The sequence below is a fragment of the Allotamlana fucoidanivorans genome (genome assembly GCF_006265225.1).
Lineage (GTDB): Bacteria > Bacteroidota > Bacteroidia > Flavobacteriales > Flavobacteriaceae > Allotamlana > Allotamlana fucoidanivorans.
Window position 1 is genome coordinate 313,427 of record NZ_VDCS01000003.1, and the last position, 26,725, is coordinate 340,151.

The following is a 26,725-nucleotide window of genomic DNA, read 5'->3' on the forward strand; positions in this document are numbered from 1 at the left end:
AATATAATCTTCAAAAAAATAAAAACAGATTCTTGTACTTTACAAAAACTGTACAAGCGCTACAACCAAACACTTAATCAAATGAATACAGTGTGATTTACAAAAAAAGTTGGGTTTTTAAACTATTAAAGATTGCTTAACCAAACGTGTAATCTATCAGTCCAGGTCTCTAAATACGCATTCCCCACAGCTAAACCATATCCGTGGCCACCAAAAGGATACACATGTAATTCAGCCTTAACACCATGATTATTTAAAACCTTATATAATTGCAGACTATTCTCTACCGGCACTGCTTTATCATCACCAGAATGTACTATAAATGTTGGAGGTGAATTTTCAGTAACATGAAGTTCATTTGAGTACTGGTGTTTCAGATTTTCATCGGCATCTTTTCCCAACAAATTGTTGCGAGATCCTTTATGGGTGTAATCATGTTTCAAGGTAACTACGGGATATATCAATATAGAAAAATCTGGTCTGGCTGAAATGGTATCTAAGGGTTGTTCTTCAAACTCATTTTGTTTGTTAAACTGTGTACTTAATGTGCCCGCCAAATGACCTCCAGCAGAAAATCCCATAATACCAATTTGATCTGGTTTTATATTAAACTCAGCAGCGTGATATCTCACCCATCTCATAGCACGTTGCGCATCCTGCAAAGGCGCTTTATGCGGTACTTTTAATGATTTGGAAAGTGGTAACCTGCTTTTTAAAACAAATGCTGCAATACCTTTACTATTAAACCATTTGGCAACATCTGTCCCTTCCCAATCATATGATAAACTGCGATACCCGCCGCCAGGACAGATTATTACACCCTGTCCTGTGGCACTTTTTTTGGCTGGCAGAAAAATTTGTAATGTTGGTGTTTTTACAAGTGTGATTCTTGTAATGTCTGTTTTTTCAACCACCTCCTCTTGTTCTGTTTCTTGGCTATTGGGTATGTTACTATCCCAAATTTCTATCGTTTTAACCTGTGCATGCCCCATATTAAGTCCAATAAAACAAAACCATAAAAAAAATAGTCTCATATCCTTACTACTCTCTATTTAGGAAATTTATCGCGTATTTTATCCAAACTCAAATTATGAATGCTTCCTGTATGGGTGTGTTTTTTTGAGGTATCAGGTACATAGGTGCCATTTTGAACTTGTCCGCCAATTTTCTGATAAGCTTCTCTGAAACTTTGCCCCTCTACAACCAAGGTGTTAATATTATCAACCGTGAACAAGTATTTGTACTTATCATCATTGATATTAACATCTTTAATTATTATTTGTTGAATCGAGTAATTGAAAATATCAAGAATATCCTTTATTTCCTCAAACGCTGCAATCATATTCTCTTTTAGCAACTGAAAATCTCTGTGATAACCACTCGGTAAATTATTAGTTATTAAAAGCATCTCCCCTTGAAGCGCTTGAATTTTATTACATTTTCCTCTAATTAATTCAAATACATCTGGGTTCTTTTTATGCGGCATAATACTGCTTCCTGTGGTGAGCTCATCTGGGAAGGATATAAAATCAAAATTCTGACTCATATACAAGCAAGTATCCATAGCAAAACGAGCTAAGGTATTGCTTAAACTACCCAAAGCAGCAGCAATAGTCCGTTCATTTTTTCCGCGTCCCAGCTGTGCCGCAACGACGTTGTATTTTAATGTAGCAAAGTTCATTTCTTCAGTAGTAAATTCTCTATCAATAGGAAAAGAACTACCATATCCTGCAGCTGATCCCAAGGGATTTTGATCTACCGTTTTTAAGGCTGCATTTAATAGAAAAACGTCATCTATCATCAATTCTGCATAGGCAGAAAACCACAATCCAAATGATGAAGGCATAGCCACTTGCAAATGTGTATAGCCTGGCAATACTTTATCTTTGTATTGCTCAGCCAAATGCAACAGTGTATCAAACAAGGTCTTTGTTTTGCTTTGAATTAGCTTTAAATTCTCTTTATAATACAGGTGACAAGCCACCAAAACTTGATCATTTCGTGAACGTGCTGTATGAATTTTTTTTCCTACCTCGCCCAATGTCGCTGTTAATTCATACTCTATTTTAGAATGAACATCTTCAAACTGCGCATCGATAACAAATTCACCTGCTTCAATTTCATTTTCTAAAACTTGTAACCCTCCTAAAAGTTGTTCTAATTCTATGGTGGTTAAAATGCCAATTTTATGCAACATTTTAGCATGTGCTTTTGATGCTATAACATCATATTTTGCAATATGAATATCTATTTCTCTATCGTTTCCAACTGTAAATTGTTCTATTTTTTTATCGATAGATATGCCTTTATCCCAGAGTTTCATTATTTTCTATTTATTTGTTTATATGCTGATGTGTTAAACAATAACGCGATTCAACAATTCCACATAAATCTTTATACCTTCTTCTATTTCCTTTATAAAAATAAATTCGTTTGCCGAATGTGACCGTGTACTATCACCTGGTCCTAATTTTAATGACGGACAGAATAAAACGGCCTGATCTGATAGTGTTGGTGACCCATAAGTGGTTCGCCCCATATCAACACCCGCTTTCACCAAATCATGATTCATTGGAATACTGGATGAATTAAGCCTTAAACTTCGTGGGGTGATTTTTGTTACAGGTGCTTGTGCTTGTAAAATTTGCGCTATTTCAGCATTACTATAAGCATCGTTTACACGGACATCAATAACTAAATCTACATGACCCGGAACTACATTATGCTGCGACCCTGCATTTATTTGGGTTACCGTAAGTTTCACGTCACCTAAGGCCTCAGAGCCTCTTTCAAATTTAAAATCTTGAAACCATTTAAGTGCTTCTATACTGTTATAAATAGCATTATTATCATTGGGGTGTGCAGCATGACTGGGTGTTCCCTCAATCACAGCATCAAAAACAACAAGACCTTTTTCAGCTACTGCCAAATTCATAAGCGTGGGTTCTCCCACAATGGCTACATCTACTTTTGGAATAATGGAAAGCATACTATTCAATCCATTTGGGCCACTACTTTCTTCTTCCGCCGAAGCAACAATAACTAAATTGTATTTTAAATTTTTATAATTATAGAAATACGTAAAAGTGGCTATTAAAGCCACCAAACATCCTCCTGCATCATTACTTCCTAAACCATATAGTTTTCCCTCGTCAACAATAGCCTTAAAAGGATCATTGGTATAGGCCGAATTTGGCTTAACCGTATCGTGGTGCGAATTTAGCAATAGTGTAGGTTTGCTGTTATCAAAGTACTTATTAACCGCCCATACATTGTTTTTTGTTCTCTTATAATCTATGGCATAGCGTTTAAACCAAGCTTCTATATGTGATGCCGTAATATCTTCTTCTGATGAAAAAGACTGCGTTTCTATTAATTGTTTTAAAAGCGTTATAGCTTCTTGTGTTAACTGTTCTATCATAAAAACAAGGTTGTAAACTTTTGTTCTTTATTACTTATTACAGTTGGGTTGCCTATAAATACTCTAGACACACCTTGCTCAATAGCATGGTAGCAATTTTCTAACTTGGGCAACATACCATCATGAAAAACGCCATCGTGTTTTAACACTTGATAGGTACCTGAATCCATGTAATCAATAACCGAATTATCATCATCAACAGACATAAGCACGCCGTTTTTCTCAAAACAATAGTACAACTCAACCGTGTATAATTTTGATAAACCTATGGCTAATTCTGAAGCTATGGTATCAGCATTGGTGTTAAATAATTGACCGTTTTTATCATGGGTAATGGCACAAAATACTGGTGTAAAATTAGCTTTAATCAGTTTATTTATGCTTTTATAATTTACTTTTTTAACATCACCCACAAATCCATAATCAATAGCTTTTACTGGACGTTTTACAGATAAAATACTATTAATATCGGCACCTGTTAATCCAATAGCATCAACATGTAACGCTTGAAGTTTTGCAACAATATTTTTATTTACCAAGCCACCATAAACCATAGTGATAACCTCTAACGTATCTGCATCTGTAATACGGCGCCCATCTATCATTTTAGACTCTACACCTAACCTTGACGCTATGTGCGTAGCGCGTTTACCACCTCCATGTACTAAAACTTTATGTCCTTCTAACTTAGAAAAATGTTTTAGAAATGCATTTAAAGCCTCTTGATCTTCTATAACATTTCCTCCTATTTTTACTATTGATAATTTTTCTTTCATATTCTTTATTTTAGATTTTAAACACGTTTAAGCCTGAAACGTTATTGCAAATCTTCTAATATTTTTTTTAACACCAACTGCGCGGCATAGGTTCTGTTATTTGCCTGCTGAATTACAAGAGACGCATCACTATCTAACACCGCATCTTCAACAACCACATTTCTTCTTACAGGCAAACAATGCATAAACTTGGCATGACCCAATTTCTCGTTTGTAATCATCCAATTAGGGTCTGTGTTTTTTATTTGACCATAATCTTCATAAGAGCTCCAGTTTTTGGTATAAACAAAATCTGCTCCTATAAATGCTTCTGCTTGATTATGATATATAGGCGTGTCTTTAGTTATTTCAGGATTTAAATTATACCCCTCTGGATTGGCGATTACAAATTCAACATCCATTTTTTGCATGGCTTCTACAAAACTATTTCCAACGGCATGTGGCAAAGCTTTCACATGTGGTGCCCAACTTAATACCACTTTAGGTCTTGGTTTTGTTGTATACTCCGAAATGGTTAAGGCATCTGTTAAACCTTGTAAAGGATGTCCTGTGGCACTTTCCATATTTACAATGGGTACCGAAGCGTATTTAGCAAAGGCATTTAATACCTGCTCACTCTCATCTTTCGCCTTATCGGTTAAAGTTGGAAATGCTCTAACCGCAATGATATCACAATACTGAGATACCACAGCCGCCGCTTCTTTAATATGCTCGGCGGTGTTTCCATTCATCACTGTACCATCACCAAATTCAATACCCCAAGCATCACCAGAAACATTCATAACAATCGGGTTCATTCCTAAATTTAAAGCGGCTTTTTGAGTACTTAATCGCGTTCGTAAACTTGAATTAAAAAAAAGCAAGCCTAAGGTTTTGTGTTTACCTAATTCAACATCACCCAACGGATTTGATTTAATGGCTTTAGCCGCCTCAATCCATGCATTAATATCATCTATATCTTGAATAGAAATGTAATTCATCTTAATTATTTTATTTTGGTAAACAGTACTTTATTTTGCATTGCATTTACTATAAAGTTATCTTCTAAACCGTTTACAATCCATGTTTCTATGTTTGCTTTTTTAGCTAAGGAAGCGGCTTCTATTTTAGAAGCCATACCACCACTTCCATGCGAGGATTTTGAACTCACTACTTGTGCTCTTAACTTCTCAAAATTTAAAACCTCTTCAATGGTTTCTGGCGCTTCGTCATTTATAGAAGCTTTGGTATAAATACCATGCGTGTTGGTTGCAATAATGAATAAATCAACCCCAAGTAATGACGCTGTTAATGCCGCTAATTTGTCGTTATCACCAAACTTAATCTCATCAGTGGCTACTGTATCATTTTCATTTATAATTGGCACATAGTTATTATTCATTAATACTTTTATGGTATTCATGATATTGGTTCTACTATCTTCCTTTTCAAAATCTGAATAGGACAATAAACACTGTGAACTTAGTAAACCGTACTCTCTAAAGATTTCCTGATAAATTCTAATAAGATGTGGCTGACCAATTGATGCCAAAGCCTGCTTTACAAAAACTTCTTCTTGTTTACTCTCTAGCTTTACAAATTGCTTAGCCACTGCAATAGCTCCTGAACTTACAATAACAAACTCACAGGAATCTTGAAGCTTAGCTATTTGATTTGCAACATCTTCAATTTTTCCTCTTGAAATATTATTGGTCTCTTTGGTTAGCGTATTTGAACCAATCTTTAATAGTATGCGCTTCTTTTTTTGCATGTTTATCTTATTTGTCCATTTCCATGAACATACCATTTATTAGTCACTAAATGCTGTAACCCTATTGGTCCACGCTGATGCAACTTATCTGTACTAATAGCAAGCTCACCCCCTAAACCTAATTGTCCACCATCTGTAAAACGAGTTGAAGCATTGTGATAAACCGCAGCCGTATCTACATTAGCCATAAACAATTCGGCCTCGGTATCATTCTTTGTTATAATGGAAGACGAATGTCCGCCGGAATATTTATTGATTTTAGCGATAGTGTCTTCATTTGATGCAATTTCACCAATAACAATTTTGTAGTCTAGAAACTCTTCGTACCAGATATCTTCAGAATCAAAAGCTTTAATTTCTTCAAACTTTGACGTTTTGGCATCTCCTAAAATTTCAACATTAAACTCCTTTAATTTAGCAATCAATGTTTCTATAAACTTATCTTTATCAGGCAAATTGGCATCAATAAGTACTTTGTCAACAGCGTTACATGCCGATATTTTTGCAGTCTTTCCGTTTACGATAACATTTAAAGCAACATCTAAATCTGCCTCCTTATGTACATAAACAAAATTATTTCCGCGTCCGCTAATAATAACTGGACAGGTGGCATGTTTTTTCACAAAGGCAATTAAACGTTCCCCTCCACGAGGCACAATTAAATCTACTTTTTGTGTTGGCTTTTCTAAAAACGCTTGAGTTTCTGTCCTATTAAATTGTAAATACTCCACCCAACTGGTAGCTGCTCCATAGGTCTGCAACGCCTCATGCCATAAGGCTACAATTTTCAAATTTGAATGTAAAGACTCTTTCCCGCCTTTTAATAAAATCTTGTTTCCAGATTTAAACGCAATGCCTGCAGCTTCAACCGTTACATCTGGTCGTGATTCATAAATAATCATTACCGTTCCAAAGGATGCTGTTTTATTATAAATCTGCATACCATTTTCATGCTTAAAGCTAAAACGTTCTATCCCAACTGGGTCTTCCTGCGAAGCCAAATGAGTTACAGACTTTATCATTTCATCTACTTTTGCATCGTTAACCTTTAAACGATCAAACATAGAAATATCATCCCCTTTGTAGGCTTCTAAATCTGTTTTATTTATTTCTATTAACGCTTCTCTATCACGCTTTAAAAGTTCTGCCATTTTTAATAAAACAGCATTTCTTATTTCTATAGATAGTAAAGTATTCATTTTGTAGTTTTAATTTTAAACCTTAGCCTCAACTATTTCTGAGTTGGCTAAGACGCCTATAAGCGCTTCAAAAAACATATTTATATGCTCTTTCCTTACGGTTAAAGGCGGTAATATTCTTAATAATTTTTTATTTGAGGCACCTCCTGTAAAAATATGGTGCTCATAAATTAATTTTTTTCTGAGGTCGCCCACTTCAAAATCAAATTCAAGCCCTAACATTAAACCTCTTCCTTTTATTTTCTTTATCTGTGGAATGGTTTGAGCTATCTTGATGAAGTATTCAGACATATTAATCACATTATTCATCAACTGTTTTTCCTCAATCACATTTAGCACAGCTAAGCCTGCTGCACAAGCCAAATGATTTCCACCAAATGTGGTACCTAACATGCCAAATTTTGCCTCAATTTCTGGATGAATCAATATCCCGCCAATAGGAAAACCATTTCCCATACCTTTGGCTATTGAAATAATATCGGGTGTCACATTATGATGTTGAAAGGCAAAGAATTTACCTGAACGCACGTAACCAGATTGTACCTCATCGGCAATAAACATGGTATTATTGGCTTTACAAAGGGCATAAACTTGTTCAAAGAAATCTGATGTTCCCTGATCTAAGCCTCCTACACCTTGAATAAACTCAACAATGACTGCACAAACATCTCCTTTTTCAAGTTCTGCTTTCACGCCTGTAATATCATTCAAGTCTAAAATAGTTACTTCCTGTTGCGCATTTATTGGCGCTATAATATTAGGATTATCCGTTGCGGCCACAGCAGCCGAAGTACGCCCATGGAATCCATTTTTAAACGCTACCACACGTGATTTCCCTGTTTTAAAGGATGCTAATTTCAAGGCATTTTCATTTGCTTCTGCCCCAGAATTACACAAAAACAATTGATAATCTTTACAACCAGATAATTTTTCTAACCTATCAGCTAGTTTAACCTGTAAAGGGTTTTGTATGGCATTAGAATAAAACCCGAGCTTTGACACTTGATTTGAAACTGCCTCAACATATTTAGGGTGTGCATGACCAATGGAAATCACGGCATGACCCCCGTAAAGATCTAAATACTCAGCCCCTTGATCATCATAAACGTACACCCCTTTACCAGATACAGGGGTTACATCATATAGTGGATAAACGTTAAATAATGGCATATTAATTCTTTTTAAGTTGATTTATTTTTTCAAACGAGGCATTAATCCCTTTTATTAATGAAGAACTTAATCCTTGATGTTCCATTTCATTAAGGCCTTCAATGGTACAACCACTTGGTGTTGTAACACGATCAATTTCTTCTTCGGGATGCTTACCCGACTCTTTCAACAAACTTGCCGCACCATAACAGGTTTGCAAGGCTAACTCATGAGCTTCATGTGCTTCAAAACCTAATTGAATAGCCCCTTGAGTGGTTGCTCTTACCAAACGCATCCAAAATGCAATACCACTGGCGCAAATAACCGTAGCTGCTTGAATTTGTTCTTCAGGAATTACCATGGTAGTACCTAGCTGATTAAAAATATCCTTTGCCAATACTAAACGGTCTTGCGCTACTGTATTAGCTGCCAGGCACGTCATAGACTTACCTATTGAAATCGCGGTATTTGGCATAACTCTGATAATGTGTTTATCCCCTCCAACTATACCTTCTATTCTTGATATTTCAACACCAGCAGCAACAGACATTACGGTATGGCGATCTGTAATAAGATGTGTCACGCTCTCTAGTACGCTATTAATATGCTTAGGTTGAAGTGCAAAAATGATCATATCTGACTGCTCAACAGCTAAAAGATTATCATTCGTTACCGTCACATTTTCAAGGGTATTAAACGCATCTACATTGGCCGTATTTTTATCACTCAAATACAGCGAGGTATATGATTTATTCCCTATAAGCCCTTTAGCAATCGAGCTTCCTAAATTTCCAGTTCCAATAATGGCTATTCTCATGGTTTTCTTTTTAAAAATATGTAGCTTTTAAATGTAGCCCTGTTGTTTCCTCAAAACCAAACATTAAATTCATGTTCTGAACAGCTTGTCCTGAAGCCCCTTTCAGTAAATTATCTATAATGCTTGTTATCAATAATTTACCTTCATGTTTATGTAAATGAATCAAACATTTATTGGTATTAACCACTTGCTTTAAGTGCAAAAAATTATCTGAAACAAAAGTAAACGCACTATTTTTGTAGTAGGCGTTATAAAGCGCTTTAGCATCTTCTAAAGCACCTTCAAAATCGGTATAAATTGTAGCAAAAATACCTCTTGAAAAGTTTCCTCTATTTGGCATAAAAAGGATTTCAGAAGAAAACGTGTGTTGCAATTGTTTTACTGACTGATTAATTTCTCCTAAGTGCTGATGGGTAAACGGTTTATAATACGAAAAGTTGTTATCTCTCCAGGTATAATGTGTGGTTGCTGACAAGGACGTACCAGCTCCAGTAGCTCCTGTAACCGCATTAATATGCACATCATTATTTAACAATTCGGCTTTAGCTAACGGAAGCAAGCCTAGTTGAATGGCTGTTGCAAAACAACCTGGATTTGCAATAAAATTGGCAGATATTATCTCTTCCTTTTGTAATTCTGGCAGTCCATAAACAAAATCCTTACCGTTAAAAACTCTATCTTTTTCAAGTCTGAAATCATTACCTAGATCTATAATTTTAGTGTTTCCAGAAAAGACATTTGATTCTAAAAACTTAACTGAATTACCATGACCTAAACACAAAAACAAGACATCAACTTTAGGGTTTATGGTATCTGTAAAAGTTTTATCAAAAGACCCCACCAGATCTTGATGCACTTTACTAATTTGATTTCCTGCATTACTTGTACTAAAAACAAAATCGATCTCAGTTTCTGGATGATGAATTAATAGTCTAATAAGTTCTCCTGCGGTATACCCTGCACCCCCTACTATGCCTACTTTAATCATCTTGTTTTGAATTTACTTGTTGATATATCTTATTCTGATTCCCCAAAATCTTTATAAAGCCTTTGGCGTCATCAGCTGTCCAAGCTTTATTCTCTTCACCATAACTTCCAAACTTAGCACTCATTAAATCATGTTTAGAAGAAATACCGTCTAAATTGAAATGGTAAGGTTTTAAGGTAACAAACACATCTCCTGTAACCTTGTCTTGGCTATTCTGTAAAAAAGCCTCAATATCACGCATAACAGGATCTAAATATTGTCCCTCATGCAAGTGCATACCGTAAAAACTAGATAAATATTCTTTATGCTGCAACTGCCATTTGGTTAAGGTATGCTTTTCTAATAAGTGATGCGCTTTGATGGTAATGAGAGCTGCTGGGGCTTCAAAACCAACACGGCCTTTTATACCAACTATAGTATCACCCACATGAATATCTCTACCAATAGCATAAGCTGACGCTAAGTTATTCAACACTTCTATATTAATTTCAGGCTCATTTTCAACGCCATTAACAGCAACTAGCTCACCTTTTATGAAGGTAAGTTTTACTTTTTCTTCTTCGGCATGCTTCAATTGCGATGGATAAGCTTCATCTGGCAATGCTTTTTCAGAGGTTAAGGTCTCTGCGCCGCCAACACTAGTACCCCACAACCCTTTATTAATGGAATACTTAGCCTTTTCCCAAGACATATCAATACCATTGGCCTTTAAATAATCAATTTCTTCTTGTCTGGTTAGCTTTTGATCTCTAATTGGAGTTATGATTTTAATTTGAGGCGCTAAGGTTTGAAAAATCATATCAAATCTCACCTGATCATTTCCTGCGCCTGTACTACCATGAGCGATATACTCAGCTCCAATACTTTTAGCATACTCAACAATTTCAATAGCTTGAACAATGCGTTCCGCACTTACAGATAAGGGATATGAATTATTCTTTAATACATTTCCAAAAATTAAATACTTTACTACTTTTTGATAAAATGTAGAAACGGCATCAATATTTTTATAAGTAGACACCCCCATTTTATAGGCGTTACTCTCAATGTGATTGATTTCATCTTGGGAAAATCCTCCTGTATTAACGCTCACAGCATGCACATCATATTCTTTTGATAAACTTACGGCACAGTATGAGGTATCTAATCCTCCGCTATATGCTATAACTAATTTTTTCATTTGTCTGCTTTTTTATCTTTCTTTAGAAATAAGGCTTCTTTTATTCTTTTTAATCTTTCAACCACCTTTCTCTTAATAGGTTTTACTTCTTGTTTTTTGGCTTTTGAGTCATACAACATTCCTGTACACAAACACATTTTTCTATTGGTTCGTGTTAAAACATCATAATTTTTGCACGTTTGACATCCGTCCCAAAAGGTAGGATCGTCCGTTAACTCAGAAAAAGGCACGGGCTTATACCCCAAATCGCTATTCATTTTCATCACAGCAGGTCCTGTGGTAATACTAAAAATTTTAGCGTCTGGAAATTTATTTTTAGAGTGTTCAAACACTTTAAGTTTTATTTCTTTAGCTAGTCCTCTCCCTCTAAAATCTGGATGCACAATGAGCCCTGAATTGGCAACAAATTTACCATGCCCCCATTTTTCAATGTAACAAAAACCAGCAAACTTACCATCCTCAATAGCAATAACAGCATTACCATTCTCCATTTTGGTGGCTATATATTCAGGCGTACGTCTAGCAATACCTGTACCTCGTACAGCTGCTGACTCTGCTATGGTTTCGCAAATAATTTCTGCGTATTTTATATGTGATTTATCGGCTATTACAACCTTCATTTCCTTCTTTTGTATTGAATGTCAATTAATATTCTTTTCTTAACTGCTGAACTGGACTCACCTAATTCAATAAAAATTACACATACCCTTACGGGCGACGAGGAAATCTTCGACGCATCATATCTCGGTTAATTATGAAATTAACGTTATTTTTAAATATTATGAAAAAGAAATTGGACAATTTGAAAAAAATTAAAATGACGTTTTTAAGGTTATTCGACTAATTTAAGGCAAATTAGAAGCGGCGGCGATTGCGCACGGGCAAACCGGGTGTAGTACAACGTATTTTATTTTTTAAATTTTTCATGCCTCAAAATTAAGACTTTATTTTATAAACGCCTAAAATCAATAGCGTTTTTAGAAATATTTGTGTAAATCTCGATTTTTTTAAGATTTTATTTTAATATTTCGAAAAATACTTTGATTTCACAAAAAAAACGCACGCCTTTATAGCCTACATCTTTTACTCTAAGCATCCCAAACTAAAATTTTCAGATTATTTATCTTTTACAAGCGCTATAAAAGAGAGTCAGTCACAATTCAGCAACGCTAAAAAAAAGAATACTTTAATTTAAATTATCACCATAAGCCCAGCCATCTCTTACTGGCTCCTTTAAGAAGACATCGAGTTCTGGCTTATTGGTCACTTTTAAATTTTCAGCATCAAACTTTATTACACCACCAAAACGCTGCGCCATAACGCCTACCAAGGCCATTTCTGTTAAATTGGCCGCATAATCAAAATTGGATCCCGGCAACGTATTATCTTTTATGGCATCAAGCCATTCTTTATGAGGTTGATTATTACCTACCCTTGGTATTGTTTTACTGGGTGCATCCTTTAAAAATGCCGCCCATTCATCCTCCGACACTAATAGTTTTGGTTTTTCAGGCCTTGCCCCTGTTATTAGCGTTCTCTTACTTCCTATCATGAGCATACCTCCTTTAGGGTTTAACTCTTGAATTCCCCATTCTGGTTTGATTTTAATATTTGGCTTTTTATAACCTTCATGCCAAGTAAGCTTAACCGCTGGTTTATTATCTCGTTTTTTAAAATCAAACACAACTGTAGACCTGTCTGGCATAAAACCTTCATGATTAAAACTGCCTTTTGGAACTTCAGCCTTAACCTTATGTGGTGACCCTAAATTTAATGCCCAAAATGGCGCATCTAAAGTATGGCATGCCCAATCGCCCAATTGCCCCAAACCAAAATCATAAAAACCACGCCACGATTTTGGCGCATAAGCAGAATTAAACGGACGCTTTTTTGCGGGGCCTAACCAAAGATCCCAATCTAAATAATCAGGAATTGCATCTTCTTCAGGTGGAAATTGACCTGGCTTGGTAAAATAATACCCAGGCTCAAACCTATTAACACCACGCCATGCATGTACTTCTTTCACTTCCCCTAATACATCTGCATCATACCACTCTTTTATTAATCTTATCCCTTCAGTAGTATGCCCTTGATTCCCCATTTGAGAGACTACGCCATAATACTTTGCTGCCTTTTTCAGTGTTCTTAATTGCCATATATTATGCGCTAATGGCTTTTCTACATAAACATGTTTTCCCAACTCCATAGCCGCCATAGTTGCTGCAAAATGTGTATGATCTGGGGTTGAAATAACCACCGCATCAATCTCGCTATTCATGTTATCGAACATCTGCCTAAAATCCTTAAAAGTCTTTGCTTTCGGATAATTTAACGCTGCTTGCTCTAAAAACCGTCGATCTACATCACATAAGGCGACAATATTATTGCTTTCAGAAACCATTTTTAAATTGTATCCTCCCCTATTTCCTACACCAATAACCGCTATATTTAATTTGTTATTTGGCGAAACACTGAGTAAACTAGGAAGCACAGCAAAACCTGCGGAAGCTATTGCTGTTTTTTTAACAAATAATCGTCTTGAAATGATTGATTTAGTCATGTTTAAATTCTATTAGTTTAGTTCTCTAAGCCAAATATTTCTGTAACTCACACGACTATTATCGCCGTGATCTTGCAATTTTAAAGGCGCCTTACCATGAGCCTTATTTTTAGGCCAACCTCTATATTCTGTAGTGCCTTTTATTTCAAAATGGTCTTGAATCAAAACACCATTATGCAATACCGTGATTGTGGCAGATTTCATTTTTTCACCGTCCTTATTAAATTCAGGTGCATGATAAATAATATCATAACTATTCCACGCTCCCGAAGGCACCGAAGCTACTACTAATGGTGCCGATTGCTTGTAAATAGCCCCCACTAATCCGTTAACATAGGTTTCGTTATCATTATTATCCAATACTTGAACCTCATACCTTCCCTGAAGAAAGACGCCACTATTTCCTCTATGCTGTCCTTTTCCCTGAATATCTTTGGGCGACTTCCACTCAATATGCAATTGCACAGAACCAAAACTTTGTTTGGTTTGAATATCACCTGACTTATCCTTTACAGTCATACTTCCATCGTTATTTAACTGCCATTCAACAGGTCTATTGTCTTTTGAATGTTCCCAATGATTAAAATCTGTTCCGTCAAATAACACAATAGCATCACCAGGTACATCACCGTGAGCTTTTGGATTTACTTTAGGTGGAACCGGAGCATAAAATTCGGTTACTTTTGGGTTAGTAGGTTCCTTTATCTTCTGAAAAGTTCCTGTCTCAATAGCCTTTTGAATAGCTTGTTTTTCCTGACAACCCACACCTAACGTAATAAACAACAAAAACACAACCAATAAATGTTTCATAAATAACTATTAGATTATATCCCTAAAATAGTTTTTAATTGTGCTACATCTGTTTCGCCTCCAGCAAAATCATCAAAACTACGCTCAGCTGCTTCAATAATATGTTTTTGAATAAAAGACGCTCCCTCTCTTGCGCCTTGCTCAGAAGATTTTATACAACACTCCCATTCCATAACCGCCCATAAATCTAAACCATACTTGGTTAGCTTTGAAAAAATACCACTGAAATCAACCTGACCATCTCCTAAAGATCTAAATCGCCCAGCACGATCTGCCCAAGCGCTATATCCGCCATAAACACCTTGTTTTCCTGTTGCATTAAACTCTGCATCTTTAACATGAAAGGCCTTTATACGTTCGTGATAATAGTCTATAAATGTCAAATAATCCAGCTGCTGCAAGACAAAATGACTAGGATCATACAAAATATTGGCACGTTTATGATGCCCCGTAGCCTCTAAAAAACGTTCATAAGAAACCCCGTCATGTAAATCTTCTCCTGGATGTAACTCATAACACACATCAACACCATGTTCATCAAAATGATTCAATATAGGCAACCACCGTTTGGCTAATTCCGCAAAACCAAGTTCTACCAATCCATTGGGGCGTTGCGGCCACGGATATATAGTATGCCACAATAAAGCGCCTGAAAAGGAAGCATGCGATTTTAAACCTAACCTACCACTTGCTGTACCTGACTTCTTTACAAAATCTATAGCCCATTCTGTTCTTGCTTTAGGGTTGCCACGAACCTGCTCTGGAGCAAACCCGTCAAACATTGTATCATAGGCAGGATTTACGGCCACTAATTGACCTTGTAAGTGAGTAGACAGTTCTGTAATCTCTAAACCAAAACCATTGACTTTACCTTTTAATTCATCACAATAGGTCTGACTTTCAGCGGCCCTTTCAATATCAATTAAATGAGACTCCCATGTTGGTATTTGAATCCCTTTATACCCTAAATCCGAGGCCCATTTACACATCCCTTCCAAGCTATTAAATGGCGCTTCATTACTAGCAAACTGTGCCAAAAAAACAGCAGGTCCTTTTATTGTTTTCATGTTTTAATATATTAATCTAATGTTGTCCAAGCCGCATTATTCTTATTACTTTCAACCGCAGCATATATAAATTTCATGCCGCGCACCCCATCATCAATTGTAGGGTAATCAGGAAATTCAATGGTTTCACCTGCTAAAACCGCCATAGCATGGGTGGCAAAATTTTTATAAATGGTTGCAAAAGCCTCCAAATATCCCTCTGGATGTCCCGCTGGTATTCTGGAAACATTCAAACATTCTGGATATAAATTATTTCCATTAGGTGTGTATACTTTAATAGGATCGTTAAGCCAGTGTGTTATCAATTGGTTAGGGTTTTCTTGATGCCATTCTAAACTTCCTCTTGTTCCATAAACCTTAATAGCCAAATTATTCTCTTCACCCAATGCTATTTGAGAAATAGACATAGTTCCTTTTGCTCCATTACTCATACGCAGCAACACATTACCGTCATCATCAAGCACTCTTCCTTCCCCAAACACACCAAGATCGGCCGCTAATTCATCAATCTTCAAACCTGTTACATACTCAACTAAATTTTCAGCATGTGTACCAATATCACCTAAAGCGCCGCCAATACCCGATTTTGTTGGATCTACCCGCCAAGCCGCTTGTTTATTATCGGTACTTTCAACAGCTGTAGATAACCATCCTTGCAAATACTGTACTTGAATTTTTCTAATAGTTCCTAAATCGCCATTAGCCACCATGGCTCTCGCCTGCTTCACCAGCGCATTCCCTGTATAGTTATGAGTTAAAGCAAACAGCTTACCACTTTTAGCTACAATAGATTCCAATGCAAGCGCCTCGTCAAGCGTAAGCGTAACTGGTTTATCACAAACTACATGAAATCCGTGTTCTAGAGCCATTTTAGCCGGCGAAAAATGCATATGATTAGGCGTTACAATAGCTACAAAATCCATGCGCTCCTCCTCTGACAAAGCCTTCTCTTTTAAAATCATTTCTTCATAACTACGATAGCATCTATTTTCTGGCAAGTATAATGCCTGTCCTGATTTTATCGATTTTTCAGGATCACTACTAAACGCCCCACAAACCAATTCTATGAGCCCATCAATTGAAGCTGCTTTTCTGTGCACATCACCTATGAATGATCCCGAGCCGCCACCAATCATTCCCATTCTTAATTTTCTACTCATTTTTTTATACTTCAGAAGTTTTTACTTGTCGCCGCATGTAAAGATGTAACCCCATAAAAGCCACGATTAAAATAGCTGGCAAAAGAGACATTGTACGAAGTGCTTCAGCAGCACTTGCATTATCCATTAAATTTCCCATAATTGGTAAAACAATAGACACCGAAAACATGCCTGCGCCTCCCATAATAGACAAGCCCAAAGCACCTGTTTCGGGTAAATATTCCGCAACAAAACCTAACATGGTTGGCCAAAAGAATGTGACACCAATAGCAAAAATAGCCGCCGCCACAAAAGTTAAGCCTCCCGTAGTCATTGTAAGCATCCAAAGCCCTATAAATGTAAAAACCGCCGAATACAACAACATACCCGATGGTTTCAATTTATGCACCACCTGACCTGCAAACATACGCCCAAACGCCATGATTCCATTGATAAACGCTAATACTAATAATGGTGCCGTTACCGATTCTTTTAATAACGACTCTATACGTTGTGTAGTTCCTAATTCAGATGCTGCTGTTAAAAACATGCAACACACCATAAACAAGAATAACGGTTTTAAGACACTTTTAAACATATCTTTATTACTTATTCCCAACTGCAGGCGTTCGGTTATAGGTATTTTTTGTCCAAAAAACAACACACCATAAAACACCAAAGGAATAAACAAGGTACTAACCATAGCCTCCCAGCTTAAGCCTAGCACATCCATAGTTAGCCAGCCTATTAATGACCCAATTACAATACCTCCAGGAAACCACACATGAAACCTATTAAGCATTTTCGTTTTTTCTTCGGAATACATAGAGGCTATCATAGGGTTCAATGCTGCCTCAACAAAACCATTACCTATTCCAATGAATAAGGTAGCTATAAATAACGAGGTCATAGAGTCAGCTAAAAGCGTTAATACAATGCCAATGGTATGTGTAATAAAGGCCAACCACGTAATTCTTTTTATACCCATTAAATCTACCAAGGGTCCTCCAATAATCATCGCAATAGTAAACCCAAAAAAGGCAGGTGCAAATGCATATCCTAATTGTTCAAGCGTCAAGCCCATACCCTCTGGACCAAAAACGGTTTCTAACCTTGCTCTAATTGCAAAGGTCATGGCTGTGGTTATTAATGCCAAACAACTTGCCAGAAACAATCTGTTTTTATTAACGTGCTCCATAAATTTATATAGTTTAGTTATTTCGTTTTGATTAAGACAGTTCTCTACCTACTTTAATAAGCAAATCTCTTGTTAACTGAATACCTTTTTCTTCTGAAACATTGTTACCTTCAAACTCCACACCCACAAAGCCTGTATATTTAAAATCCTTAACCATGGTCATCATACGTTTAAAATCAATAGTTGTTTCATTACCATGTTCATCAAAATCGTATGACTTGGCACTCACTGCTTTGGCAAAAGGCATTAATTGCCTCATGCCTTTATATCTATCATAAGCGTCTACACAGTTTTTGTCTTCATCTTTGGCAATACAGAAGTTTCCAAAATCGGGTAAGGTACCACAATTAACATGTCTCACCTGTGAAAACACGCGAGACATCCAGTCTCCATTTGAAGAAAATCCACCATGATTCTCAACCAGTATATTAATGTCTGAACCTTCAGCAAAGTTGGATAGCTTTTCCAAAGAATCAATAGCCGCTTTCATAGCATCATCTTTATCTGTTCCTCCTGCTAAATTAACCCGAATAGCATGGCATCCTAAAAAATGTGCGGCATCAACCCATTTATAATGATTTTCAATAGCTTTTAGCCTTCTGTTGTCATCGGCATCAGCCAAATCCCCCTCTTGATCAATCATAATAAGTACATTTTTCTGACCTTCAGAATCTGCTATAGCATTCATCTCTTTAAGATATGCCATATCTTTCACTTTATCCTTAAAAAACCCATTAACATACTCCAAACCATTACAACCTAACGCTCTTGATTTAACCGCAAAATCAAGATTATTCATGTTTCCAGATCTTAAGGCCCGATGCAATGACCATTGCGCTAATGATATATCAAAAAACAACGAGGACTCTTTAGAAACTGTTTCCTTTGAAAGTTCAACCTCTTTTTTTTTCTTTTCATTACAAGCGTACACCCCAAGAGCAGAAAGCGCTAAGCTTGCTTGAGAGGCTTTAACAATAAATTTTCTTCGCTCCATATTTTTGATTTGTCCTTTGGTATAACCTTGTGAAAAATATATAAAAAAAGAATAGTTCCTGTTTGTTTTTATTCAGTGAAAGAATTTAAACAAATTAGATTTCAGGATAGGCACTAATATTTTGATCAATACAAAACCGAGCTCTAAACTCATTTGGAGAACACTTTTCATGCTTTTTAAATACGGTAGAAAAATATTGACTTGTAGTAAACCCACACATATAAGCCACATCACTTACCGTTAAATTCGGATTATTTTTCAAAATACCTTTTGACATTTCCAGCCTCCGCATCGTTAAATACCGCATAGGTGTCACATTAGTTAACTGTTTACAATGATGGGTAAACCTGGTTAAACCAACACCTGCAGATTTTGCCATAAGATCTATAGTCCACTGCTCTGAAAGTTTCTTATCTAACTCTTTCAAAAAATACTTAACACTTCTTGAACTATCTGTTAAAGACTCATTTAATTCAATATTTTCAGTATTCAACAAGTCTAAAATTAATATCAGCAAATAATTAATAAGCAATCTAATTTTTGACGCATTACTACCCTGATCATCTGTATTAATTGCTTGATTTATACGCTTAAAACAATCTCTAACACGTTGATCTGTTTTAAGAATAGACTTTTTATTTTGCCTCAAAATGGTTGTTAACCGCAACAAATCATCTTTAGTTAGCGTAATCCAATCCGGCCAGACCCATTCTTGATGTGGTCTTCTCACACCCAAATCTATTATAACCCAATAAAATTTCCCCATTCCTATAAATGGATTACCAACCTTATGCGCTTCCCACGGTCTAGTAATAGTTAAATGATTTGGTGTAAGCAAAACCTCCTTGTCTTCCTGAGCATAAGGCATAGAACCCGATTCTAGAAAATGAAACTCAATACCTTCATTTCTATGCCAGTCTAAGCCCCAGTCTTGAGGCTCATTGGCATCCCAGTACCCTATACTATTTAACCCAAGCGTATTTTCATCTAACCTATCTCCTGGATACGTATGCCTTGCCAAGGCCTTAAATTTTAATTTCCCCCTTTTAAAAGCATCAATAAGCGGCAAACAGGTATCCGCATGATACACTACTCCATCCGCCTCATAAGGCTTTATTTTCTGTATATTTACTTTCACTGAAATATTTTAAACACTTTATCTCTGCAAAATAGCTATTTTTCCGTTTACTATAAAAGTATTTATTGTTTTATGATATTTTAACAATTTTACTAACTAAATATTACTAAATTATAGACTATTTAAATGATTAATAAACCCATTACGGAAAATCCTGAAACATATGACGCCATTGTTATTGGTACTGGAATTAGTGGCGGTTGGGCTGCCAAAGAACTTTGTGAAAACGGACTAAAAACTTTGGTTTTAGAGCGCGGACGTATGGTAAAACATATTGAAGACTACCCAACCATGCACATGGATCCATGGGATTTTAAACACCGTGAAAGACAGCATCCTGACGCATTAAAGAACCAACACAAACAAAGTCAACTATGGAATGGTGGGCTAACGCGTCCCGATACAAAGCACTGGTTTGTTGATGACTTAAAACACCCATACAACGAAACCAAAGAATACCTTTGGCTAAGAGGCTATCATGTTGGCGGACGCTCTATCATGTGGGGCAAGCAATCGTATAGATTGAGCGATCTGGATTTTGAGGCAAATAAAAAAGATGGACATGGGGTTGATTGGCCCGTGCGCTACAAAGACATTGCCCCTTGGTATGATAAGGTTGAAGAATTTATTGGCGTTTCAGGTGAGAATCTGGGCTTACCTCATCTTCCAGACGGAAAACTAGAACCTCCTATGGAACTGAACTGTGTTGAAACAGATTTAAAAGATAAGATTTCTGAAAATTTTGATGATAGACTTTTAACCATAGGAAGGGCGGCCCATATTACGGGCAACAAACATCACGAAGGGCGAAGTAAGTGTCAATACCGAAATAGATGCATGCGAGGCTGTCCCTTTGGAGGATATTTCAGCAGCAACTCTTGTACCCTACCAGCAGCAGAACGCACCGGAAACATGCATTTAAGACCTCATTCTATTGCTTATGAAATTGTTTATGACGAGAAATTAAAAAAAGCGACAGGCGTAAAAGTTATTGATGCAGAAACGAATGAAAACCTATTTTTTAAGGCCGATATCATTTTTTGCTGTGCTTCAACAATTGCTTCTACTAGTATTTTGATGCAATCAAAATCAAAACGTTTCCCCAACGGACTGGGAAATGATTCGGGTGAATTAGGTCATAATCTTATGGATCACCACTACGCAGTGGGCGCACAAGCCGAAGTAGATGGGTTTTCAGATAAATATTATAAAGGGCGGCGTCCAAATGGCTTTTATATTCCTAGATTTAGAAATCTTGGTGATGATAAAACAAAACAAAAAAACTTTCTTAGAGGCTACGGATATCAAGGTGGAGCAAGCCGAACCAATTGGCAGCATGCTGTCTCTGAATTAAGTTACGGCAAAAATTTAAAAGATGACATTTTAAAACCTGGCCCATGGCGCATTGGTATGGGAGGTTTTGGTGAATGCCTGCCATATCATGACAACAAAATAACGCTAAACTATGACAAGCCTGACCAATGGGGATTGCCAACGGTAACCTTTGATGCCGAAATCAAAGAAAATGAAATAAAAATGCGAGAAGATATGAGAGACCAGGCCATTGCCATGTTAAAAGCAGCTGGTTATAAAAATGTAAAAGGCTACATAGGAAAAGCCATACCAGGAGCTTGCATTCATGAAATGGGAACGGCTAGAATGGGATATGATCCTAAAACATCTGTTCTCAACAAATACAATCAAATTCACTCAGTCCCCAATGTATATGTCACAGACGGTTCGTTTATGACCTCTTCAGCTTGTCAAAACCCATCGCTTACCTACATGGCTTTTACAGCCAGAGCTGCCAATCATGCGGCCAAAACATTTAAAAAGAATAAAGACAGCTAATGGCATGGATAGAAGAACAGCAATAAAAAACTTAGCTAAAGGTTTGGGTGTTGCAGCTGCAACACCTACTATAATGCATATTTTGGTATCATGCCAGGACAAAACAGAAACATGGGAACCTTTATTTCTGTCTGCAGAGGAAAAGCATATTGTCACTCATTTGTCCAATCTATTTATTCCAAAAACAGACACTTTAGGCGCTTTAGATGTTAATGTTCCTCAGTTTTTAGACATGATGTATCACGACATTGAATTAAAGCAAAATCAAGATATATTTAAAAAAGGTGCAACTTATTTTTCGCATGTATTTACTAAAACATTTAACAAACCAGTTGCTTCAGGAACAAAAGAAGATTTCAATCACCTTTTAGATATATATTTTAACCGTTCTGAAACAGATAAGCAGACCATTATTAAAAGACAAAATCAAAAATTAAACCATATTCCTAAAGATGAATTAGAACCTTTTCACGTGTACAAATTTTTATTTTCAGTAAGATATTATGCCATTTTTGGTTACTGTACATCAGAAGAAGTTGGTGAAACGATTTTAGCCTATGATCCTGTTCCAGGTAATTATTTAGGTTGCATCCCTCTTGAAGAAGCAACACAAGGAAAAACGTGGTCTTTATAAATTAAATTATGAGAGAAACTTACGATGCCATTGTAATAGGCACAGGCATAACAGGTGGCTGGGCTGCTAAAGAATTATGTGAAAACGGACTCAAAACTTTAGTTCTGGAACGCGGAAGAATGATAAACCATGTAGCAGATTACCCTACCATGAACTTAGACCCCTGGGATCAAGAACTGAGAGGCGCAACAACCCCCGAAGAAAAAGCCAGACAACTAAAACAAGGTAGAACGGGTTATACCATAAAAAATGAAAGCAGACATTGGTTTGTTGACGATATTGATCATCCTTATAATGAAACGAAACGCTTTGATTGGATGCGCGGTTATCATGTTGGGGGCCGATCAATTACCTGGGGCAGACAAAGCTACAGGCTAAGTGATTTAGATTTTGAAGCCAACATCACCGATGGCCATGGTGTTGATTGGCCTATAAGATATAAAGACATAGCCCCGTGGTATGATTATGTTGAAACATATATTGGAGTAAGTGGAGAAGCCTTAGGATTACCACAACTTCCTGACGGTATTTTTGAACCTCCCATGGAACTCAATTGTGTGGAGCTTCACTTAAAGGAACAAATGTCAAAAAATCATGGCCGCGTTTTAACCATTGGAAGGACAGCTAATACTACCAGTAATAAACTTCATGAAGGCCGGGGAAAATGTCAATTTAGAAACAGATGCATTCGCGGCTGTCCTTACGGCGGATATTTTAGCAGCAATGCCTCTACTTTACCAGCAGCGCAACGTACAGGAAACATGACACTCAGACCGCATTCTATTGCGTATGAAATCATCTATGATGCCAACAAAAAAAAGGCCACTGGCGTTAAAATAATTGATGCACAAACTAAAGAAAAACTTGAATTCAAGGCGGATATCATTTTTTGTTGTGCTTCTGCTATGGCTTCGGCTAGTATTTTATTGCAATCAAAATCAGATAGATTCCCTGATGGTCTTGGAAATGATTCAGGAGAATTAGGACATAACATTATGGATCATCATCTTGGAGCGGGCGCTTCAGGGTCTATTGAGGATTTTGATGCGTTTTACTATAAAGGCAGACGCCCTAATGGTTTTTACATTCCTAGATTTAGAAATCTTGGTGACAACGCCAGTAAACAAAAAGACTTTTTAAGAGGATATGGTTATCAAGGTAGAGCTAGTCGAGGGAGTTTTTCTGAATACGTTGCTGAATTAGCTTATGGAGCGGAGTTCAAAGAAGAAATTCTTAAACCCGGTGAATGGAGATTGGGCATGGGAGGGTTTGGCGAATGTTTGCCCTATCACGACAATAAAATGACTTTAGATTATAATAAATTAGATCAATGGGGATTACCAACCATAACCTTCGATGCCGAATGGAAAGAAAATGAATATACCATGAGGAAAGATATGGTTAACCAGGCCGTAGATATGTTAGAAAAAGCAGGGTTCAAAAATATCAATACTCGAGATACGCCGAAAGCTCCTGGTATTGGTATTCATGAAATGGGCACCGCTAGAATGGGGCACAATCCTAAAACATCTGTGTTAAACAAAAACAATCAAATTCATTCGGTTCCAAATGTTTATGTTACAGATGGCGCTTGTATGACCTCTTCAGGATGTCAAAATCCGTCGTTGACTTATATGGCACTTACAGCGAGAGCTGCCCATCATGCTATCAAACAATTTAAAGCCTTAAAAAATGAATAGACGTGACGCTATAAAAAATATTGGTTTAACCTTAGGTTATACCGCAACAATTCCCAGTGCTTTTAGCATACTACAAAGTTGCCAAACAAAAGAAAACCAATGGAAACCCATATTCTTTGATACAGATGAAGGCCTTGTTATAAAAAATCTCATCGATCTCATGTTACCTAAAACAGAAAAAACTCCCGGAGCTCTTGATGTTAATGTACCAGAATTTATAGATTTATATGCTTATAAGGTTTATGATCAAGAGCAAGCTGCTCAATATCGAATTGAAATTCAAAGTATTTTAAAAGCCTTACCTATTACAGAATCTGGCGTTAGTAAGTTAAAAAACGAGGATTATGATGACTTACTTAAACGCTATTTAAAAACCTCAAAAAAAGAGCAACAGCAATTTAAGAAAGATAAAGACATAACCTACAAAGCTTTAGTAAACTTAAGAAACCAAGCTGTATGGGCTTTTAAAACCAGTGAAGTAATTGGAGAAAATGTTTTAGCCTATGACCCTATTCCAGCCTCCCAAAAAGGCTGTATCTCTGTTGAAGAAGCCACGAGAGGTAAAGCCTGGTCTTTATAACATAACTACAAAAACATAATTTTAATGATAACACGATGTAAACAACTAATACCTATACTTTTTATCGCTTTAATAATTTCCTGTAAACAGCATAAAAAAGCAGAAATCCCTATCTCAAAATCTGAAAGCTGGGTAAAACTATTCAATGGCAAAGATTTAAACGATTGGATTGTAAAAATAAAAGGACACCCTGTGGGTGAGAACTACAACAATACGTTTATTGCTGAAAATGGCGTGTTAAAAGTAAATTATAAAAGCTATAAAGATACCTTTAATAATGCATTTGGACATATTTACTATAAGAAGCCTTTTTCAAACTACCGCTTTAGAATGAAATATAGATTTACAGGCAAACAATTATCAGATGGTGCCGCGTGGGCCAATAGAAATAGTGGGATTATGATTCACTGTGAAAACCCAAAAAACATTGGGCTAGAACAAAACTTCCCTGTTTCCATTGAGGTTCAATTGCTAGGTGGCAATGGCGTTGATGAGCGTTCAACAGCCAACTTATGTACACCAGGCACCCATGTTGAAATGCAGGGCGCTTTACAAACCGAACATTGTATTAGCTCTTCTTCTAAAACCTATCACGGAGAACAATGGATAAGTGTTGAAATTGAAGTTAGAAAAGATTCCATCATTAAGCACTACATTAATGACGAACTGGTCTTGCAATATTACAAACCTCAATACGGCGGAAAAGTAGATTACAATGAAGATTTCTGGAAAGCAAAAGAAGGGCAACCTGTAACTGGTGGTTATATTTCGCTTCAAAGTGAAAGCCATCCTGTAGAGTTTAAGGACATTGAAATTCTTGAATTATAGAAATTTATTGATATGAAGAGACGATACTTTTTAAAAAAAAGCACCTTGGCAGCCACCCTCGCAGGAATTGGCATTCAACATGTAACAGCCAACAACTCTGCTTCTTCATTTAATAGTCACTATTCTAAATTCAAAATGAACTTTGCGCCTCATTTAGGCATGTTTGAACAACACGCTGGCAAAGACCCACTAGATCAGTTACATTTTATAGCCGATCAGGGTTTTACGGCTTTCGAGGACAACAATATCAAAAAAAGACCCATCCAGCTTCAAGAGTCTATGGTTAGAGTTATGACCGATAGAAACATTAAAATGGGAGTTTTTGTAGCGCATGATATTAATTGGAAACAACCTACACTCACTACAGGAAACATTGAATTACGCGATGCTTTTTTAAAACAAATAAAAGAATCTATAGAAGTTGCCAAACGCGTTAATGCCAAATGGATAACGGTTGTTCCTGGCCATTTAGACTTAAAACAACACATAGACTACCAAACGCATCATGTTATTGAAGCCTTAAAGCAAGCCTGTAGCCTACTTGAACAACACGATATTACTATGGTTTTAGAACCATTAAATTTCAGACTTCATCCAGGGCAGTTCCTCTCTAAAAGTCCGCAAGCTTACCAAATTTGTAAAGCAGTGAATTCACCATCTTGTAAAATATTGTTTGATATTTATCATCAACAAATACAGGAGGGCAACCTGATTCCTAATATTGAACAATGCTGGGATGAAATTGCATATTTTCAAATAGGAGACAATCCAGGCAGGACAGAACCCACAACAGGAGAAATAAATTTTAAAAATATTTTTAAATATTCTAAGTTCAATTAATAAGTGCAACACGAATATTTAAAATAGATGGGGCTAGCCCCATCTATTTTAGGCTCAATATTTATATTCGTTTTGGATGAAACATTATAAACAATTGACCTTACCA

General features: G+C 36.5%; 25 protein-coding genes. 6 read left to right on the plus strand and 19 right to left on the minus strand.

Going from position 1 to position 26,725, the window contains the following annotated elements:
- Positions 1 to 125: 125 nt before the first annotated feature.
- The 19 genes from FGF67_RS04265 to FGF67_RS04355 form a co-directional block, all read right to left on the minus strand.
- Positions 126 to 1,034, minus strand: a complete 909-nt coding sequence (locus tag FGF67_RS04265; RefSeq protein ID WP_139695230.1) for an alpha/beta hydrolase — start codon at positions 1,032 to 1,034, stop codon at positions 126 to 128.
- A 14-nt stretch (positions 1,035 to 1,048) separates the two neighbouring features.
- The gene (argH, locus tag FGF67_RS04270; RefSeq protein ID WP_139695231.1) at positions 1,049 to 2,323 is read right to left on the minus strand and encodes an argininosuccinate lyase; all 1,275 of its coding nucleotides are present in this window, start codon (positions 2,321 to 2,323) and stop codon (positions 1,049 to 1,051) included.
- 33 nt (positions 2,324 to 2,356) lie between these two features.
- Positions 2,357 to 3,421: a M20 family metallo-hydrolase gene (locus FGF67_RS04275; protein WP_139695232.1), complete on the minus strand. Its 1,065-nt coding sequence runs from the start codon at positions 3,419 to 3,421 to the stop codon at positions 2,357 to 2,359.
- Positions 3,418 to 4,197, minus strand: coding sequence for an acetylglutamate kinase (argB, locus tag FGF67_RS04280; protein WP_139695233.1), 780 nt, complete (start codon positions 4,195 to 4,197; stop codon positions 3,418 to 3,420). The genes FGF67_RS04275 and argB overlap by 4 nt, the downstream gene beginning before the upstream one ends.
- Positions 4,198 to 4,238: 41 nt before the next feature.
- Positions 4,239 to 5,177, minus strand: a complete 939-nt coding sequence (locus FGF67_RS04285; RefSeq protein WP_139695234.1) for an N-acetylornithine carbamoyltransferase — start codon at positions 5,175 to 5,177, stop codon at positions 4,239 to 4,241.
- 5 nt (positions 5,178 to 5,182) lie between these two features.
- Positions 5,183 to 5,947 (minus strand): glutamate 5-kinase, encoded by a 765-nt coding sequence (gene proB, locus FGF67_RS04290; RefSeq protein ID WP_139695235.1) that lies wholly within the window; start codon positions 5,945 to 5,947, stop codon positions 5,183 to 5,185.
- Positions 5,948 to 5,949: 2 nt separating this feature from the next.
- The gene (locus FGF67_RS04295; protein WP_139695236.1) at positions 5,950 to 7,146 is read right to left on the minus strand and encodes a glutamate-5-semialdehyde dehydrogenase; all 1,197 of its coding nucleotides are present in this window, start codon (positions 7,144 to 7,146) and stop codon (positions 5,950 to 5,952) included.
- Positions 7,147 to 7,161: 15 nt separating this feature from the next.
- Positions 7,162 to 8,316, minus strand: coding sequence for an aspartate aminotransferase family protein (locus FGF67_RS04300; RefSeq protein ID WP_139695237.1), 1,155 nt, complete (start codon positions 8,314 to 8,316; stop codon positions 7,162 to 7,164).
- A gap of 1 nt (position 8,317) precedes the next feature.
- Positions 8,318 to 9,112, minus strand: a complete 795-nt coding sequence (gene proC / locus FGF67_RS04305; RefSeq protein ID WP_139695238.1) for a pyrroline-5-carboxylate reductase — start codon at positions 9,110 to 9,112, stop codon at positions 8,318 to 8,320.
- Positions 9,113 to 9,122: 10 nt separating this feature from the next.
- Positions 9,123 to 10,100 (minus strand): N-acetyl-gamma-glutamyl-phosphate reductase, encoded by a 978-nt coding sequence (argC, locus tag FGF67_RS04310; RefSeq protein ID WP_139695239.1) that lies wholly within the window; start codon positions 10,098 to 10,100, stop codon positions 9,123 to 9,125.
- Entirely contained in the window at positions 10,093 to 11,280 is a 1,188-nt protein-coding gene (locus FGF67_RS04315; RefSeq protein WP_139695240.1) for an argininosuccinate synthase, read from the minus strand. Before FGF67_RS04315 ends, argC begins: the two co-directional genes overlap by 8 nt.
- The gene (locus tag FGF67_RS04320) at positions 11,277 to 11,900 is read right to left on the minus strand and encodes a GNAT family N-acetyltransferase (protein ID WP_139695241.1); all 624 of its coding nucleotides are present in this window, start codon (positions 11,898 to 11,900) and stop codon (positions 11,277 to 11,279) included. The genes FGF67_RS04315 and FGF67_RS04320 overlap by 4 nt, the downstream gene beginning before the upstream one ends.
- 566 nt (positions 11,901 to 12,466) lie before the next feature.
- A complete protein-coding gene (locus FGF67_RS04325) occupies positions 12,467 to 13,840 on the minus strand; it encodes a Gfo/Idh/MocA family protein (RefSeq protein WP_139695242.1) in 1,374 nt (457 codons plus the stop codon).
- A 12-nt stretch (positions 13,841 to 13,852) separates the two neighbouring features.
- Complete coding sequence (locus tag FGF67_RS04330) at positions 13,853 to 14,650, minus strand: 3-keto-disaccharide hydrolase (protein ID WP_139695243.1); 798 nt, start codon at positions 14,648 to 14,650, stop codon at positions 13,853 to 13,855.
- Between the two features lie 14 nt (positions 14,651 to 14,664).
- Complete coding sequence (locus tag FGF67_RS04335) at positions 14,665 to 15,717, minus strand: sugar phosphate isomerase/epimerase family protein (RefSeq protein ID WP_139695244.1); 1,053 nt, start codon at positions 15,715 to 15,717, stop codon at positions 14,665 to 14,667.
- Positions 15,718 to 15,728: 11 nt separating this feature from the next.
- The gene (locus FGF67_RS04340; protein WP_233244001.1) at positions 15,729 to 16,877 is read right to left on the minus strand and encodes a Gfo/Idh/MocA family protein; all 1,149 of its coding nucleotides are present in this window, start codon (positions 16,875 to 16,877) and stop codon (positions 15,729 to 15,731) included.
- A 4-nt stretch (positions 16,878 to 16,881) separates the two neighbouring features.
- Positions 16,882 to 18,054, minus strand: coding sequence for an MFS transporter (locus tag FGF67_RS04345; RefSeq protein WP_139695245.1), 1,173 nt, complete (start codon positions 18,052 to 18,054; stop codon positions 16,882 to 16,884).
- 31 nt (positions 18,055 to 18,085) lie between these two features.
- The gene (locus tag FGF67_RS04350; RefSeq protein WP_139695246.1) at positions 18,086 to 19,048 is read right to left on the minus strand and encodes a sugar phosphate isomerase/epimerase family protein; all 963 of its coding nucleotides are present in this window, start codon (positions 19,046 to 19,048) and stop codon (positions 18,086 to 18,088) included.
- A 94-nt stretch (positions 19,049 to 19,142) separates the two neighbouring features.
- The gene (locus tag FGF67_RS04355; protein WP_139695247.1) at positions 19,143 to 20,186 is read right to left on the minus strand and encodes a helix-turn-helix transcriptional regulator; all 1,044 of its coding nucleotides are present in this window, start codon (positions 20,184 to 20,186) and stop codon (positions 19,143 to 19,145) included.
- 126 nt (positions 20,187 to 20,312) lie between these two features.
- Here FGF67_RS04355 and FGF67_RS04360 point away from each other — a divergent pair, with 126 nt between their 5' ends.
- The 6 genes from FGF67_RS04360 to FGF67_RS04385 are packed head-to-tail and all read left to right on the plus strand — an operon-like array spanning position 20,313 to position 26,619.
- Complete coding sequence (locus FGF67_RS04360; protein WP_139695248.1) at positions 20,313 to 22,037, plus strand: GMC oxidoreductase; 1,725 nt, start codon at positions 20,313 to 20,315, stop codon at positions 22,035 to 22,037.
- A gap of 4 nt (positions 22,038 to 22,041) precedes the next feature.
- A complete protein-coding gene (locus tag FGF67_RS04365; RefSeq protein ID WP_158293173.1) occupies positions 22,042 to 22,671 on the plus strand; it encodes a gluconate 2-dehydrogenase subunit 3 family protein in 630 nt (209 codons plus the stop codon).
- 8 nt (positions 22,672 to 22,679) lie between these two features.
- On the plus strand, positions 22,680 to 24,371 hold the full coding sequence (locus FGF67_RS04370) for a GMC oxidoreductase (protein WP_139695250.1): 1,692 nt from the start codon (positions 22,680 to 22,682) through the stop codon (positions 24,369 to 24,371).
- Positions 24,364 to 24,951: a gluconate 2-dehydrogenase subunit 3 family protein gene (locus tag FGF67_RS04375; RefSeq protein ID WP_139695251.1), complete on the plus strand. Its 588-nt coding sequence runs from the start codon at positions 24,364 to 24,366 to the stop codon at positions 24,949 to 24,951. The genes FGF67_RS04370 and FGF67_RS04375 overlap by 8 nt, the downstream gene beginning before the upstream one ends.
- Positions 24,952 to 24,975: 24 nt before the next feature.
- Positions 24,976 to 25,779: a 3-keto-disaccharide hydrolase gene (locus FGF67_RS04380; protein ID WP_139695252.1), complete on the plus strand. Its 804-nt coding sequence runs from the start codon at positions 24,976 to 24,978 to the stop codon at positions 25,777 to 25,779.
- Positions 25,780 to 25,791: 12 nt separating this feature from the next.
- Positions 25,792 to 26,619 (plus strand): hydroxypyruvate isomerase family protein, encoded by an 828-nt coding sequence (locus tag FGF67_RS04385; RefSeq protein WP_139695253.1) that lies wholly within the window; start codon positions 25,792 to 25,794, stop codon positions 26,617 to 26,619.
- Positions 26,620 to 26,725: the final 106 nt, after the last annotated feature.